This is a genomic window from Aeromonas sp. (assembly GCF_050633025.1).
Lineage (GTDB): Bacteria > Pseudomonadota > Gammaproteobacteria > Enterobacterales > Aeromonadaceae > Aeromonas.
In genome coordinates this window covers 1-14845 of the sequence record NZ_JBODRQ010000024.1, presented here as the reverse complement: position 1 = coordinate 14845, position 14845 = coordinate 1, and the positions used below count along the sequence as shown (strand labels likewise).

Sequence of the window (14845 nt, the reverse complement as noted above, 5' to 3'; positions counted from 1 at the left end):
TGAGAGAGCCCGTGGCTCTCTTGTCGATTCATCTGCGATATCTGTCAGGCGGCGTGGCTGTGGCCCAGCTTGCTGTCCAGTTCGGTCAGCTTGGCCTCCATCCGGGCGCGGCAGGTGTCGGAGAGATCGCGAATGCCGCTGGCACCGTGCTCCTTGCTGCAGACCGGGGCCATCACTTCCACCAGCACTTCGCCGTTGTCCCAGCGATTGAGGTCGACCTGACCGAAGTAGCTGGAGCAGACGATGGGCACCACGGGCACTTCAGCCTGTACCGCAGTGTGGAAAGCGCCCGCCTTGAATGGCAGCAGGCCACGCCCCTGGGAGCGGGTCCCTTCCGGGAACATCCAGATGGAGGTGCCGCGGTTCTTGATGCGATCCACCACCTGACCTATGGTGCCGATGGCACGGGAGCGGTTGGAGCGGTCGATCAGCACGTTGCCGGAGAGCCAGAAGATAAGGCCGAACAGCGGCAGCCAGAGCAGGCTCTTTTTGCCCACTGCCACCACGCCAGGCTGCACTGCACCGGTCACGGTGAAGATGTCGAAGTTGCTCTGGTGGTTGCAGACGTAGACCGCCGGGCCGACCGATTTGACCTCGTCGGCCACCGTCACCTTGACTCGCAGCCCGATCAGCGGGCAGACCGCGTGATACATGCGGGCGAAGACATAGACGTTGTTGGGATGGCGCGGACGAACCAGACAGAGCAGCAGGCCGAACAGGAACCAGAAAATGAGCAGCAGACCAAGCAGCAGCACACGGGCAATTTTGAGCATCGAACACCTCGAGTTTTAACTCGGCGCAGTATACTGATCCCCCATTTAGCGAACAAGCGTTCGCCAAACAGAACCGACCACCCGCCCTGGTGGTTCACCGGTCAGAAATACCCCGCCGACTTGCCCTACCCTCCATGGGTCGTTAGGATGGCCCCATCTTGATGGACGGGACGAACATGATTTTGCAACAACGGGTAGCGAAACATCTCCTGCTGCTGGTCTGCCTGCTGGTGCTCAATTGTGCGGCCCAGCCGCTGGCCCGGCTTGCCCTGCTCGATCATGCCCTTAGCTGTCAGGCACAACCTGTTCCGGGCGCGGCAACGGATCAACAAGAGGATGCCAAACCGGCCAGCCCGCAACCCACCAGCTGCCAGCTCAACGGCAAGTGGCTGAGCGCCGCCACCCTGCTCTGCGTCGAACAGCTCTTCTTTGCCGTGGCGGTGCTGATCGCCCTGCTGGCCCCCCTTTGGCGCTACACACCGCCACTGCCCCCTCCCAGAGTCATCTCGCCGCCCGAGAGGCGTCTGCACCTCACCCTCTGCGTCTGGCGGGAATGAGTTCGGCTTCGTTCTTTCGTTAGCTGTCACTCATTTTTGCGAGACCAAAAAGATGTCAAATCTCTTCAAGGCGGCCCTGCTACTGGGCAGTCTGCTGTGGCAATCCATGGGATTGGCCAGCGACACGGGCTGGCTCACCAGCCCACAGAATGATCACGCCCGGGTACGGCTGCAGGCCGACCGCAGCACGGCAGATCAGACCCGCATCCTGCTCGATGTCGAGCTGGAGTCAGGCTGGAAAACCTACTGGCACAGTCCGGGAGAAGGGGGCATTGCCCCCCAGATCCTGTGGGATGAGCCGGTCGGTGACTTTCAGTGGCGCTGGCCCGCTCCGCGCCACTTCGAAGTGGCCGGGCTCAGCACCCAGGGTTATCAAGGGGATGTGACCTTCCCCCTCAGCCTCAACTATCCCGCAGGGCAACCGCTCAAGGGTACTCTGCGCCTCTCCACCTGTAGCAACGTCTGCATCCTGACCGACTTCCCCTTCACCCTCGCGGTGGATGGCGCTACCCCGGCCGACTTCGACTTTACCTGGGCGAAGGCGATGAGTACCCTACCCCAGCAGTTGCCCACCGACACCCGGGTCGAGCTCGGCTATCAGCACAACCAGCTGCAACTGCGGGCCGAGCGGGCAGAGGGCTGGCAATCACCAGCACTCTTTATCGACGCTCTGGAGGGGGCCGAGTTTGGCAAACCGGCGCTTGAGGTCGAGGGCAACACCCTGATCGCCAGGGTGCCGGTGAGCGATGGCTGGCAGGGAGATGCGCCGGATCTGCGCGGCCAATCCCTCGGCCTGCTGCTTACCAGTGGCGAACAGGCGTGGCAGGACAAAGGCTCGATTGGCGAAGCGCTCGTATTGCCAGCGCCGGGCCAGCCCCTCTTCTGGTTGCTGGGGGCAGCGCTGCTCGGCGGCCTCATCCTCAACCTGATGCCCTGCGTGCTGCCGGTGCTGGCGCTCAAGCTGGGGTCTGTGCTGCAACATCAGCAGCGTGAACAGGGAACCGTGCGCAAACAGTTCCTCGCTGCCAGCGCCGGGATCATCGCCTCCTTCTGGGTGCTGGCGGCCATGAGCAGCCTGCTACGCGCCACGCAAGGGGCCGTCGGCTGGGGCATCCAGTTCCAGAGCGCCGGTTTTATCGGCTTTATGGTGCTGGTCACCCTGCTGTTTTGCGCCAACCTGCTGGGGCTGTTCGAAATCCGTCTGCCCAGCACGCTCAGCACCCGCCTCGCCACCAGCGGCGGCAACGGCCTCGGCGGTCACTTCCTGCAGGGGAGCTTCGCCACTCTGCTGGCGACCCCCTGCTCGGCACCCTTCCTCGGCACTGCAGTGGCCTTTGCGCTGGCGGCGCCGCTCGGCCAGCTCTGGCTGATCTTCACGGCATTGGGGATTGGCATGAGCCTGCCCTGGCTGCTGGTGGCGGCCCTGCCACGGCTCGCCCTCTGGCTGCCGAAACCGGGGCGCTGGATGAACCATCTGCGCATCCTGCTCGGCCTGATGATGCTGGGCTCCAGCCTCTGGCTCACCAGTCTGCTTGGCAACCATCTGGGCAACATGCAGGTTTCCTGGCTGATGGCCGCCATGCTGCTGGCACTGCTGATTGGCATCATCTGGCGTTATGGCATGCGCGGCTTCACGCTGGCCCTCTCCCTCTCGGCGCTTGTCGGCGCAGCCCTGCTGCTGGGGGGCGCCTTCACCGCGCAGGGGTCGGGCAGCATCGACCGGGTGGTCTGGCAGCCGCTATCTGAACGCGCCATCACAGATGCGCTCGCCCAGAACAAGCGGGTCTTTATCGACGTCACCGCCGACTGGTGCGTCACCTGCAAGGCCAACAAATACAACGTGTTGCTACGCGATGAGGTGCAAAGCGCCCTCTCGGCCCCCGATGTGGTGGCCCTGCGCGGTGACTGGAGCAAACCGGACGAGACCATCGCCGCCTTCCTGCGTAAGCGGGGCGCGGCGGCCGTCCCCTTCAACCAGATTTACGGCCCGGAGTTGCCGCAGGGGGTCACGCTGTCGCCCCTGCTCGACAAGGACGATCTGCTGACCACATTGCACAAGGCTGGCCTGCTTCAGGCTGGCACCACCCGATTTTAAGGAGCAACCATGAAACCGACTCTGAGCACCCTGACCCTGCTGGCCTCCCTTTCCGCAGCCCTGCTGACTCCGGCCCTGCACGCCGCCCCTTTCACCCCGGAGCAAGAGGCGCGCATCAAGGAGCTGATCCGCGAGACCCTGATCGCCAACCCCAAGATCCTCGACGAGGCGGCCGAATCCTGGGAGAAGCAGAACGCGGCAGCCCAGGAGGCGCAGCTTGGCAACTTCATCAAGGGCAACAAGGATGTGCTGTTCAACAGCGCCACCAGCCCGCGCCTCGGCGCCAAGAACCCCAAGCTGACGCTGGTGCTGTTCACCGACTACAACTGCCCCTACTGCAAGCAGTTCGATCCCCAGCTAACCAAGCTGCTCAAGGCCTATCCGGACGATCTGGGGCTGGTGATCAAGCTGCTGCCGTTCAAGGGACAGAGTTCTGCCAAGGCGGCCCAGTACAGCCTGACCCTGTGGCAGCAGGATCCGGCCCGCTTCCTCGCCCTGCATGACAAGCTGATGAGCAAACAGGGGATGCTGACCGAGGCGGATATCAACAAGGCGCTGGCCGCCACCGGCAACGTGGCGCTCAAGCCCGCGCCCAAGGCGACCGAAGAGCTGCGCAATAGCCTGCGCATCGGCACCATCCTCGGGGTACAGGGCACACCGGCGACCCTGATCGGCAACCAGCTGGTGCCGGGCGCCGTTCCCTATGAGGAGCTGGAGCAGCTGGTGAAGGCCGAACTGGCCAAGCTGGGGTAAGGGATGACCACCAACCCTCAATCCCGCTGGCGACACTGGGGCAAGGAGGCACTCTGGCTGCTGTTGCTGGCGCTGGTCATCTCGACCCTGCTCGATCTGTGGCGCAGCCCGACCCTGCCTGAAGGGGCGATGAGCGCCCCCGTCACCCTGCAGGATGGCAGCAGCACGGATCTCGCCACCCTGAGCCGCGGCAAGCCGCTGCTGGTTTACTACTGGGCCAGCTGGTGCGGGGTGTGTCGTTTCACCACCCCGGCCGTGCAGCAGCTCTGGCAGGAGGGGGAAAACGTGCTGACGGTGGCGCTGCGCTCCGGCAATTCGGGGCAGTTAGGCAAGGGGATGAGCAAGAAGGGGCTCACCTTCCCGACCCACAACGACGAGTCGGGAGCGCTGGCTGCCAAGTGGCAGGTAGGCGTCACCCCGACGTTCCTCGTCATCAAGGATGGCAAGCTGGTGAGCAGCACCACCGGCTGGAGCTCGAAGTGGGGCCTGCTGCTGCGGCTCTGGTGGGCGTCGCTCTAGCCACGCAACAACATTGCCTTCAACAGGGCCATCCCACCGGATGGCCATTTTTTCATCGCTTTTGCCCCGCAGCCCTTGCACTGCCCTGACCGACTGGCAACAATAGGCACTCAACTGACCCCTCTTCATTTCGCCCGTTAATTGATCGCCCAACTCATCGCGTTGGCGGGCTGTTTCCGTTAAAATAACGGGTTTTTGCCGTGCCTGGTTTGCCAATCCCCGCCATCAGGCACTCGCAGCGTGAATCCTATGATGCCAGTGATGCAGGATCTGCCATGAACAACTACTTTCGGGTGCTGGGCGTCAAGTCCAACGCCAGCGAAAACGACATCAAGAAAGCCTATCGTCGGCTGTCGAACCAGTACCACCCCGACAAGCTGCACGGGGCCAGTGAAGAAGAGAAAGAGCAGGCAGCCATCAAGCTGCACCAGGTAAAGCAGGCCTATGAAGTGCTGTCCGATCCGAAACAGCGGGCCGCCTTTATCAAGGATTTCAACAACGTCATCGTGACCGACCCCGCCTCCGCCATGCAGGAGATGTGGGATCAGTTCTACCCCTGAAACAGCAGGCAGAAAGAGCAACTATGCAAAAGAGATGGGACCAGGCGCGGCTCAAGTCGCTGCAAAGCGATGCCAGCGAAAACATCGAATCCTACCGGGATCAGGACGACCCCAAGGGGCTGGAACAGTTCACCGACCAGATGAAGAGCCTGCTGCTGGCCGATATGAGCATGCTGGAGTTTATGCCCGAGTATCTGCCGCTGGCCCTCTATGGCCGGGTGCAGTTCCCGGCCAAGGCCAAGTCGCAGTGGAACAAGTGGCTCGCCAGCGGCGAGCAGCCGAGCTGGGACGAGTTCAAGGTGAGCGTCGGCTTCAACAACGCCGCCCTGCCGCTGGTCAAGGCAGTGCGGGCCCAGAGCGAAGATCAGCTGATGGAAGCCTGCGCTGTGCTGTTCCTGCTCGACAACCCGCTACCGCGCGGTAGCCACCGCGGTGATGACGACTATGAGCTGCGCGACGAAGAAGATGAAGACGGGGAAGATGCCGACGCCGACTACCACGGCGGCAGTGACCGCTATGGTGATGACGACGGCGATCAGGATATGTACGACGAAGTCCGTTTCTAATTGGGGCAAGGCATGAGCAACAGTCTGATAGAAATTACCGCCATCGAGATCAAAGAGCTGGCCGTTATCGAGCCGAAGCAGGCCAGCGAGAAGTTCGAGCTGATCGCCAAGACCATGTCTGACGACCAGCTGGCAGAAGTGATTGAAAACATTGATATCGTTACCCTCACCCAGATTAACGGCCAGCACGATATATCCTTCCCCTCCATCATCTCCGAGCTGATGACCCCGGAGCGGATCCGCGACATCGTCTGCCAGCAGCCGCTCTACTGGGAAGAGGCGATCAAGAACAACGCCGACGAGCTGCAACAGCACACCTTCGACTTCCTCAACTATCTGATCCGCACCCAGGATAGCGAAGCCAAGCAGCGCGAGATCCTCGAGTGCGTGGCCGAAGATCCGGCCGGTCTCTTCTACCTCGCCATCCCCTTTATCGAGTTCTATCGTGGCGATCGCTATGAAGAGGACGAAGGCTATCGCGACGTGCTGCACGCTGAAGAGGAAGATCTCGAAGAGTCCCAGCGCTACAGCGAGCGCCAGCAGAGCGAGGATCTCCACGACTACGCGCTGGATGACCCGCGCAGCCTCTTGATGCTGATCCGCGAGCTGGCCCCCGAGGTGGAGAAAGCCATCAAGGCGCTGTTGCGTAACGAGCACTCCAGCTGGGACGGTATCATCAACAAGTTTGCCGCCGAGCTGGTGATGCAGGCCAAAGAGAAGAACAAGGTCGAGGAAGACGAGTACGGCGACGTCGACGACATGTTCAGCTTTCTGGATTAAGGAGCCCATTCATGCAGTTAGTCATTCGCGATGCCAACCAGGGCCCCTTTCTGACCCAGGTGCTGCGCTTTGGCCGCGACAACGAACTCTTGAGTCAGCAACAGCTGGCCGCCATCAAGGGCAAGGCGGTGCTGATGAGCCTCAAATTCGCCGACAAGTACTACAACAAGTACAAGATGCACCTGCTGGAGCAGGCGGCCCACGACGTCATCGGCGTGGTGAGCCTCGGCCTGCAGGAGCTCTCGGCGCGGGACCCAGCCAAGGCGCTGGCGCTGCTGCAGGCGCCGGAAGGCCCCATCAAGCCGTTCCAGAAGGGCTGGTCGATGCTCATTACCGTCAGCCCCAAGCAGGCTGGCAACAGCCTCTACGGTGACGTGGATGCCCGCCTGCTGGACAAGATCTCGAGCCCGCCCGATGTGGAGGAGTGGCAAGGGTGGCAGGAGTACGAGAAGGCGCTGACCGAGCACAACAAGAGCCGCCTGATGGAGCTCATCGACCAGCACTTCTTCGCCTGCGAGAGCGACCACCCCACCATGGAGGACAAGCTGGCCGAAGCGCTGCTCTACCGCATCCTCTGCGGCAAGGGCAGTGGCGCCGCCCCGCTCAAGGTGAAGCAGGATCTCAAGCGCAAACTGGCGCGGGAGATTGAGCTCGACGAGAGCTGGTATGACACCGACTACCTCGCCGCCCAGCTCGCCCTGATGCTGAATGCGCTGCCTGCCGACATGGCCGCCGCCCTGCGGCAGGAGCTGAGCTCGGGCTTTGTGCCCAACCTGCTGCACACCCTCGGCTTTGTGCGCCAGTACCAGTTGCTGCAAAAAGAGAATGCCTCGCCGGAGAAGCTCGACAACGTCGAGATGCGCGCCGGTCTCAAGCACCCGCTGCTCGGCTGGCCGCTCTACCACAACTTCTAGGGCGCGCTTCGCCCCCTCTTTTTGTTGCCCCCCCAATGTGAGATAACCCAACGCCCGGCCTGCCGGGCGTTGTTCTATCTGGCAACAAGCCCCCGGTGCATGGCTGATAACCGGTAACACTATCGAAGGCTCCACTCGGTCTGCAGTGCGGATGAGGCACCGCCTTCAGCCTATTTTCCACAGACTCGCACAAACAAGGGGTCAAGAGCCCGACAGTTCAACGATCCAGATGCAGAGCTCGCACTTGGTGTGCGCGGTGAGAGGAGGCAAGCGGGGCATACCGAAAACAGAAGAGCCTGCACAGGGCAGGCTCTTGGCAATATGACATCAGGCGTGATCAAGCTGCTTCGGCGGCCATCTCGCTCGGGCGCACCATCACGCCAACTACGCAGGCCAGCAGGGTCGGCAGCAACCAGGCGAGGCCCTTGTCGAACAGCGGCAGGAAGGCAAACGCATCCATCTTCATGCCAGCTGCACCCAGACCATCCAGACACCCGAACAGGAAGGCAACCACCAATACCGCACGGAACACCAGACGCGGACGACCGAAGTATCCCTTCAGGAAGGTGACCAGCACCAGCGCCACGGCAACCGGATAGATGGCAACCAGTACCGGAATGGAGAGGCTGATCAGCTGGCTCAGGCCCACGTTGGCCACCACGGCACAGATAACGCCCAGCAACACCACCAGCTTCTTGTAAGCCATGCCGGTCAGATTGTGGAAGAAGTCGGAACAGGCGGAGATCAGACCGACTGCAGTGGTAAAGCATGCCAAAGTGATGATGGCCGCCAGAATGAACTGACCCGGCTGACCAAACAGGCTCAGTACGTAGGCGTTGACGATGGCGCCACCGTTGCTGACATCGGTCGCCACACCGGCTGCAGTATTACCCAGCTGGAACAGGGAGACGTACACCACGCTCAGACCAACGGCAGAAATGAGGCCGGCAATGGCCAGATACTTGAACTGGCTCTTGTAATCGTTGATGCCTTTCTGGCGCAGCAGATCGACGATCAGGGCGCCAAACATCAGAGAAGCCAGGGTATCCATGGTGTTGTAGCCTTCCAGGATCCCTTTCACAAACGGACTGTTTTGATAGTCTCCGGCCGCTTCAGGCATGGCGCCCTGCGGGGCCACGAATACCCCGATCGCCAGGGTCAGCAGCAGCAGCATCAGTACCGGAGTCAGATATTTGCCGATGGCGTCCATCAACTTGCCCTGGTTCATGGAGACCAGTATGGAAACCCCAAAGAAGAGCACTGTGTAGGCAGCAAGACCCGCCTGACCCATATCACCGATAAAAGGCTTGAGGCCCATCTCGTAGGCCACCAGGCCGGTACGGGGCGCGGCAAAGGCCGGGCCTATGATGATATAGATGGCAACGGCCAGCGCGGTCGCAACACCCGCAGGCAACAGCTTGGTCATGCCAGCCCAACCGTTACCGGCCTTGGCCACGGCAATGATGGTGATGAGCGGCAGACCCACGGCAGTCACCAGAAAGCCCAGCATCGCCAGGGAGAGGTGCTCACCAGCCATATAACCGGCCAACGGCGGGAAAATGATATTGCCAGCGCCCAGATAGAAGGCGAAGGTCATAAACCCTAATCCGAGAACGTCGGACAACGTGAGTGATTTCGTCAAGTTTAACCTCGTCTGTCTTGTAACTTATTGCTTGTTATAGTTTTTATCGGTCATTGACCGGGTGTGTTCAGGGGATATAAAAAAAGAGCCCCGCATGCTTTTTCATCACAGCCAGTGGTTTTGGCTGGTCTGGCGCGGGCGCTCGATCTGGAACCAGCATAATGGCGTGAAAAAATAGTTCAAGACGAAATTTACATCTTCAAATAGAAGGGGTGGGTCAGTTGGATATATCTGTCGGAATAGGCTCCATCAGCAGAATGGATAACAATTTCACCCCTATCACACCTGTTTAATCCTCTGCCAAGTCGCAATAAAACACGATTTGCCTCTTTGCCCTCTCTGGTGATAACAGCTGTATAACAAATTTCATGCAGATCATAATTCGCCGAGATGCATAAAATTTCATCGACCATCGCCGTCGGCAGTACCAGTGCTACCTCGCCATTCGGGGCCAAAAGCCGGTCGCAGGCAGTCAGTAACGCATGGCTGTCGAGGGCACCGGTATGGCGGGCCATCGCCCGTGCAGGATCACTAAATGACTGGCCTGCCACGAAATAGGGGGGATTGGAGACAATCAGATCGTAAGGGGCCGCCTGATAATCCTGAATGGCGCTCTCTATGAGAGTGACCCGATCGGCCCAGGGAGAGGTCGCTGCATTCTCCCGCGCCTGACTGACCGCATTATTATCCAGCTCGACCCCGTCGATATGACAGTCCGATCTGCTGCGCTGGGCCAGCATCAGAGCGATGAGGCCGCTGCCGGAGCCGATATCGAGCACTCGACGCGCCTGTTCGACCGGCGCCCAGGCACCGAGCAAAATGCCGTCGGTGCCTACCTTCATGGCGCAGCGATCGTGATTGATATGGAACTGTTTGAAGGTAAATCCGCGACTACGTCCCATATGGACCCCGTCATCTGCAAAAATGGTGGGCGATTATAGCGGCTAAGACACACTCACCAATAGGAGCCGACGAGATAATCGCCTATAATCTGCCGTTTCCTTAATGACCGAGTATTGCCATGAGCCAGTCCTTTGATGATTTCGACCTGCACCCAGCCCTCAACCGGGCCTTGGCCGAGATGGGATTCACCCGCCCCACTACCATCCAGCAGATGGTACTGGAGCCAGCCCTGGACGGCCGCGATATTCTGGCATCCGCTCCGACCGGTACCGGCAAGACCGCCTCTTTCCTGCTGCCGGCCCTCCAGCACCTGCTGGACTTCCCGCGCCGCAAGCCGGGCCCCTGCCGCATGCTGATCCTGACCCCGACCCGCGAACTGGCGCTGCAGGTGACCGCCCACGCCAAGGCGCTGGCGGCCCACACCAACCTCAGCATCGAGACCATCATCGGCGGCGTCAGCCATGAAGAGCAACTGCCTGCCCTGACCAAAACCACCGACATCGTGGTCGCCACCCCGGGTCGTTTGCTCGAGTACATCGAGAAAGAGGAGTTCGAGAGCCACGACATCGAGGTGCTGGTGCTGGATGAAGCGGACCGCATGCTGGACATGGGCTTTATCAAGGATGTGAACCGCATCGTGGAAGAGGCGCGCTACCGCAAGCACACCATGCTCTTCTCCGCCACCCTGGAAGGGGCCGGCCTTGAGAAGTTCGCCAACGAGATCCTCAAGGATCCGGTGGAGCTGCACGCCGAGCCGCCCCGCAGCGAGCGCCGCCCCATCACCCAGTGGATCCATCTGGCTGATGACGCAACCCACAAGCTGGCGCTGCTGACCCATATCCTGAAAGATCCGGAAACCCAGAAAGCCATCATCTTCGTCAAGACTCGCGAGCGTCTGGCGGAGCTCTCCGGCCAGCTGCAGGCTGCAGGTATCTCCTGCGCCTGGATCCGTGGCGAGATGGAGCAGAGCAAGCGTATCGAATCGATCCGCAAGTTCCACGAAGGGGAAGTACCCTTCCTGATCGCCACCGATGTGGCCGCCCGCGGCATAGACCTGCCGAACGTCAGCCATGTCATCAACTACGACATGCCCTACGGCGCCGATGTCTACGTCCACCGTATCGGCCGTACCGGCCGCGCTGGCAACCGTGGCTGTGCCATCAGCCTGGTGGAAGCCCACGACATGGCGATGGTCGCCAAGATCGAACGCTACACCGAAGAGCGCCTCAAGCGCCGGGTGATCGACGAGCTGCGCCCGAAACACAAGGAAGCGCGGGTACCGGTGAAGAAGAAAAAGCCGGTCGACAAGAAGAAGTCCGCCAAGAAGAAAAAGAAGAAGTGATCGCCTGGCGATAAAGAGAAGGGCCATCCCGCGGGATGGCCCTTCTGCATTCTGAATCACTCTGACGAGTGGTTATGCCACCACTCTGCGCATCCCCATATGGGGGATATCATCTTCGAGATAGCCTTCCCCTTCCGCCACAAAACCGTGTTGGCCGTAGAAGCCCTGCAGATGAGCCTGTGCCCCCAGCCAGATGCTGTGGGTCGGCCAACGCGCCTCGCACGCCTTGACCGCTTCGCTGATCAGCTTATGACCAAGACCACCGCCGCGCGCCTTGGGTGAAGTCACCACCCGGCCGATGGCGGCGCCGTTTTCATCGCCGATGCCGGGCGCCATGATCCGCGCATAGGCGGCCAGCAGCTCGCCCTGATAGCCGAGCAGGTGCCAGACCCCGTCGCGGCGATCGAGCCCGTCCAGATCCTGAAAGGGGCAGGTCTGCTCCACCACGAACACCTCGGCCCGCAGCGCCAGCAACTCATACAACTCGTCAGTAGTCAGTTCAGACCAGGGTTTCAGGATCCAGTTCATCGGCAACTCCTTATCAGTTCGGCCTGCCAGCATAATCGTGGCGCCAGCGCCCTGCATTAACCTTTGTTAAGTTCTTTCAGTCGTTTGCGAATGCGGCTCAGACTGACTGGCTGGCGTGATGCCGAGACGGACTGTATAAAAGGTCTGAAATCTGGTGGCCACACAGTCCCTCATGAAGCATCGGCGACACTACTCCTTGTTCAGCGCTTTCAACCGCTTGCGAATGCGGCTCAGACTGATGGGAGTAATGCCAAGATAGGCGGCGATCTGGTGGTCGGGCACTCTGGCATCGAGTGCGGGAAAACTGTCGAGAAAGTGCTGATAGCGGGCCTGCGGGCTGCCGGTCAGCAGCAACTGCTCCTTCTCCTCCTTGATGCGCAGCTGCACCTCCAGCAGGTGCTGGTACCAGCGCGGCCAGCCGGGCAGCTGGCGCAAGTCGGCCAGACTGAACAGCTGCAGACGGCAGGGCTCCAGCGCCTCCACGCTGTAGCGGGCCGGCTCGCCACTGAGCAGGTGGTGGAAGTCGAGAAACTCGTCCCCCTCCCAGTAGAACTCCTTGATGTACTCGCGGCCATCCTCCAGCACCAGCTTGGCCCGCAGCAGCCCCTGCTCCACCCTGACCAGCAGATCCGGGCTGTCGCCGGCGTGCCAGAGGCAGCTTTTCGGGCTGAGGGTCAGCGGGCGGGCAAAAGAGAGGAGGCGCGCGGCCTCCTCTTTATCTGCGACCTGCGCCCAATCGAAGGTGGGTCTGTCAGTCAGCATGATCAAGCACGGCGTTGACGCACGGCTTCAAACAGGCAGACGCCGGTCGCCACCGAGACGTTGAGGCTGGATACCGCCCCCGCCATCGGGATGCTCACCAGCTCGTCGCAGTGCTCGCGGGTCAGGCGACGCATGCCTTTACCTTCAGCACCCATCACCAGCGCCATCGGGCCGGTCAGTTTGGCCTGATAGAGGTCGTGATCGGCCTCGCCAGCGGTGCCAACGATCCAGACGCCGCGCTCCTGCAGCTCGCGCAGGGTGCGGGCCAGGTTGGTGACCTGAATCAGCGGCACCACTTCGGCGGCGCCACAGGCAACCTTGCGTACGATCGGGGTGAGACCCGTGGCCTTGTCGCGCGGCACGATCACCGCATGCACCCCGGCGGCATCGGCGCTGCGCAGGCAGGCGCCGAGGTTGTGCGGATCGGTCACGCCATCCAGCACCAGCAGGAAGGGCTGGCTCTGTTGTGCCGCCAGCTCGTCCAGCAGGCTGGCCAGATCGTGCTCGGCCAGCTTCGGCGCCTCTTTCACCCGGGCCATGATGCCCTGGTGATTGTTGCCTTCCGCTTTGTCATCAAGGGTCTTGCGGTTCACACTCTGCACGCGCAAGCCAAGGGATTCCAGCTCGGCCAGCAGGGGTTGCAGCCGGTCGTCATCCCGCCCTTTCAGCGCCCACACTTCGATAAAGCGCTCCGGGGTGCGCTCAAGCAGCGCGGATACAGCGTGAATGCCGTAGATCAGTTCAGTACTCATGTTCAAGATCCGTAGGTCGGGTCGCATAAATGCGCCCCGAAGAAAAGTGGTCGTACCGGCAGCCTGACCACCATGATGCTGGTCTCGTCACCGGTCGCTAAATGATGGCGCATCATACCAGAGAGACCGGCATCTAGGGAGGAGGAAGCTGCTCGGCCAAGCTCCGAAACTATGACAGGCCTGTTGATCCGGCTGCGCCATCATCCTTTATGGTGCACCTGACCCGGCCCGGTAGTGACTACAAGTGGGCTCGCTGCGCGGCGCTCAAAACGGTAGCTGTCCCAATTTCAGCCCTTGGAGATCAGCCCTTTCGTTGTGGATGTTCGACTTCAACACGGCTCAGGATGACTAATTTATTGATCTTGCCCAGAAAACTATCATCTCCCGCTTCCCTCTCCAGCATCGCTCGCTAACATAGCCGTTTGGCAACAGCCTCGTCGGAGTCACCCATGGGTCAGGCCTACGCCATATCACAGGTTAACAACAGCAGGCTGGAGGCTGAAATTCAGGGGCGGTAGCCTTGCCCGAGGGCATTGATAAGCGAGTGGCGCGATCACTGAACATGATGACGGCCTTATATTCATTTCTGAGCCGTCCACGCAGGCGTGATGAGGCGACGCTTTCCAAGACTGATCTGTGCGCTGTTTTTTCATACCGTGCTAATAGTGGCGCAAAAAGAGGAAGTCAAGCGAATACGCTCGGTACTAAAAGTAAGCTGGTAATATGATGATTTTCACTTGACGGCAATGAAGATGTTACGGTGTTATATGGAATGCTCTGCTAACGGATTAGTACCACCTTCCATCTAATCACTCTTATGAAGCATACATATAAAAGAGAAAGAGAGAATAATGGCAAAGCCAAGAATATTTATCAGTTCCACATACTATGATTTGAAGCATATTCGTAATGCAATAGAATCATTTGTTGATGGATTTGGCTATGATTCAGTACTTTTTGAAAGTGGAGATATTCCATTTTCCCATCATGACCCTTTAGATGAATCGTGTTATAAAGAAATAGAAACATGCCATATGCTAGTTTTGATTGTGGGTGGAAGGTATGGCTCTACAGTCTCAAGTGATGAGCAAGATATGCCACAAGATGAGCTAGAAAAGCATTATCACCATTTTAACTCTATAACAAAAAAAGAATATGAAACAGCTAAAAAATTAGATTTGCCGATATATATTTTCCTTGAAAAAGGTGTTGCAGCAGAATATCAGACATATAAAGAAAATCGAGATAATGTAACGATTAAATATGCTCACGTTGATAGTGTTAATATTTTTAGGTTATTAGACTCTATATACTCACTTAACAGAAATAATCTTGTAAGAGAGTTTGAGAAGTTTGATGACATATCTTTCTGGTTAAGAGAGCAATGGGCCGGACTCTT

16 protein-coding genes are annotated in these 14845 nt (G+C 59.6%); 10 read left to right on the top strand and 6 right to left on the bottom strand.

Annotation, left to right across the window (positions count from 1 at the left end; translation table 11 throughout):
• Window positions 1-44: 44 nt before the first annotated feature.
• Complete coding sequence (locus ACRAUW_RS05385) at window positions 45-773, bottom strand: 1-acylglycerol-3-phosphate O-acyltransferase (RefSeq protein WP_005335875.1); 729 nt, start codon at window positions 771-773, stop codon at window positions 45-47.
• Between the two features lie 176 nt (window positions 774-949).
• Between ACRAUW_RS05385 and ACRAUW_RS05380 the strand changes: the two genes are divergently transcribed.
• The 8 genes from ACRAUW_RS05380 to atcC all read left to right on the top strand — a co-directional run bounded on the left by ACRAUW_RS05380 (window position 950) and on the right by atcC (window position 7517).
• A complete protein-coding gene (locus ACRAUW_RS05380) occupies window positions 950-1330 on the top strand; it encodes a hypothetical protein (protein WP_431361464.1) in 381 nt (126 codons plus the stop codon).
• A 52-nt stretch (window positions 1331-1382) separates the two neighbouring features.
• The gene (locus tag ACRAUW_RS05375) at window positions 1383-3425 is read left to right on the top strand and encodes a protein-disulfide reductase DsbD family protein (RefSeq protein WP_431361463.1); all 2043 of its coding nucleotides are present in this window, start codon (window positions 1383-1385) and stop codon (window positions 3423-3425) included.
• 9 nt (window positions 3426-3434) lie between these two features.
• On the top strand, window positions 3435-4178 hold the full coding sequence (locus tag ACRAUW_RS05370; protein WP_431361462.1) for a DsbA family protein: 744 nt from the start codon (window positions 3435-3437) through the stop codon (window positions 4176-4178).
• Between the two features lie 3 nt (window positions 4179-4181).
• Entirely contained in the window at window positions 4182-4697 is a 516-nt protein-coding gene (locus tag ACRAUW_RS05365; RefSeq protein ID WP_431361461.1) for a protein disulfide oxidoreductase, read from the top strand.
• 275 nt (window positions 4698-4972) lie between these two features.
• Window positions 4973-5257 (top strand): cold adaptation protein ActJcold adaptation protein ActJ, encoded by a 285-nt coding sequence (atcJ, locus tag ACRAUW_RS05360; RefSeq protein WP_005343121.1) that lies wholly within the window; start codon window positions 4973-4975, stop codon window positions 5255-5257.
• Between the two features lie 23 nt (window positions 5258-5280).
• Window positions 5281-5823 carry a cold adaptation protein AtcA gene (atcA, locus tag ACRAUW_RS05355; RefSeq protein ID WP_042032639.1) on the top strand — a complete coding sequence of 181 codons (543 nt, stop codon included), beginning with the start codon at window positions 5281-5283 and terminating at the stop codon, window positions 5821-5823.
• Between the two features lie 12 nt (window positions 5824-5835).
• Window positions 5836-6603, top strand: a complete 768-nt coding sequence (gene atcB / locus ACRAUW_RS05350; RefSeq protein WP_201937896.1) for a cold adaptation protein AtcB — start codon at window positions 5836-5838, stop codon at window positions 6601-6603.
• 11 nt (window positions 6604-6614) lie between these two features.
• The gene (gene atcC, locus ACRAUW_RS05345; protein WP_431361460.1) at window positions 6615-7517 is read left to right on the top strand and encodes a cold adaptation protein AtcC; all 903 of its coding nucleotides are present in this window, start codon (window positions 6615-6617) and stop codon (window positions 7515-7517) included.
• A 337-nt stretch (window positions 7518-7854) separates the two neighbouring features.
• On the opposite strand, the gene brnQ is transcribed toward atcC, so the two are convergent.
• Entirely contained in the window at window positions 7855-9159 is a 1305-nt protein-coding gene (gene brnQ, locus ACRAUW_RS05340; protein ID WP_431361459.1) for a branched-chain amino acid transport system II carrier protein, read from the bottom strand.
• A gap of 191 nt (window positions 9160-9350) precedes the next feature.
• Window positions 9351-10061 (bottom strand): tRNA1(Val) (adenine(37)-N6)-methyltransferase, encoded by a 711-nt coding sequence (locus ACRAUW_RS05335; protein ID WP_431361458.1) that lies wholly within the window; start codon window positions 10059-10061, stop codon window positions 9351-9353.
• A gap of 119 nt (window positions 10062-10180) precedes the next feature.
• Here ACRAUW_RS05335 and srmB point away from each other — a divergent pair, with 119 nt between their 5' ends.
• Complete coding sequence (gene srmB, locus ACRAUW_RS05330) at window positions 10181-11404, top strand: ATP-dependent RNA helicase SrmB (protein ID WP_064339387.1); 1224 nt, start codon at window positions 10181-10183, stop codon at window positions 11402-11404.
• Between the two features lie 72 nt (window positions 11405-11476).
• On the opposite strand, the gene ACRAUW_RS05325 is transcribed toward srmB, so the two are convergent.
• The 3 genes from ACRAUW_RS05325 to rlmB form a co-directional block, all read right to left on the bottom strand.
• On the bottom strand, window positions 11477-11932 hold the full coding sequence (locus ACRAUW_RS05325) for a GNAT family N-acetyltransferase (RefSeq protein ID WP_431361457.1): 456 nt from the start codon (window positions 11930-11932) through the stop codon (window positions 11477-11479).
• 189 nt (window positions 11933-12121) lie between these two features.
• Entirely contained in the window at window positions 12122-12694 is a 573-nt protein-coding gene (locus tag ACRAUW_RS05320; RefSeq protein ID WP_431361456.1) for a Crp/Fnr family transcriptional regulator, read from the bottom strand.
• Window positions 12695-12696: 2 nt separating this feature from the next.
• Window positions 12697-13446 (bottom strand): 23S rRNA (guanosine(2251)-2'-O)-methyltransferase RlmB, encoded by a 750-nt coding sequence (gene rlmB, locus ACRAUW_RS05315; protein WP_201912554.1) that lies wholly within the window; start codon window positions 13444-13446, stop codon window positions 12697-12699.
• Window positions 13447-14297: 851 nt separating this feature from the next.
• Here rlmB and ACRAUW_RS05310 point away from each other — a divergent pair.
• Window positions 14298-14845: DUF4062 domain-containing protein (locus ACRAUW_RS05310; protein WP_431361455.1), on the top strand; the 548-nt coding region annotated here is incomplete at its 3' end.

Coding starts and splice junctions, on each gene's coding strand:
- atcJ (WP_005343121.1), top strand. CDS start 4,973: ATGAACAACTACTTTCGGGTGCTGGGCGTCAAGTCCAACGCCAGCGAA.
- ACRAUW_RS05365 (WP_431361461.1), top strand. CDS start 4,182: ATGACCACCAACCCTCAATCCCGCTGGCGACACTGGGGCAAGGAGGCA.
- atcC (WP_431361460.1), top strand. CDS start 6,615: ATGCAGTTAGTCATTCGCGATGCCAACCAGGGCCCCTTTCTGACCCAG.
- srmB (WP_064339387.1), top strand. CDS start 10,181: ATGAGCCAGTCCTTTGATGATTTCGACCTGCACCCAGCCCTCAACCGG.
- ACRAUW_RS05380 (WP_431361464.1), top strand. CDS start 950: ATGATTTTGCAACAACGGGTAGCGAAACATCTCCTGCTGCTGGTCTGC.
- atcA (WP_042032639.1), top strand. CDS start 5,281: ATGCAAAAGAGATGGGACCAGGCGCGGCTCAAGTCGCTGCAAAGCGAT.
- ACRAUW_RS05320 (WP_431361456.1), bottom strand. CDS start 12,694: ATGCTGACTGACAGACCCACCTTCGATTGGGCGCAGGTCGCAGATAAA.
- ACRAUW_RS05370 (WP_431361462.1), top strand. CDS start 3,435: ATGAAACCGACTCTGAGCACCCTGACCCTGCTGGCCTCCCTTTCCGCA.
- ACRAUW_RS05385 (WP_005335875.1), bottom strand. CDS start 773: ATGCTCAAAATTGCCCGTGTGCTGCTGCTTGGTCTGCTGCTCATTTTC.
- rlmB (WP_201912554.1), bottom strand. CDS start 13,446: ATGAGTACTGAACTGATCTACGGCATTCACGCTGTATCCGCGCTGCTT.
- ACRAUW_RS05375 (WP_431361463.1), top strand. CDS start 1,383: ATGTCAAATCTCTTCAAGGCGGCCCTGCTACTGGGCAGTCTGCTGTGG.
- ACRAUW_RS05325 (WP_431361457.1), bottom strand. CDS start 11,932: ATGAACTGGATCCTGAAACCCTGGTCTGAACTGACTACTGACGAGTTG.
- ACRAUW_RS05335 (WP_431361458.1), bottom strand. CDS start 10,061: ATGGGACGTAGTCGCGGATTTACCTTCAAACAGTTCCATATCAATCAC.
- atcB (WP_201937896.1), top strand. CDS start 5,836: ATGAGCAACAGTCTGATAGAAATTACCGCCATCGAGATCAAAGAGCTG.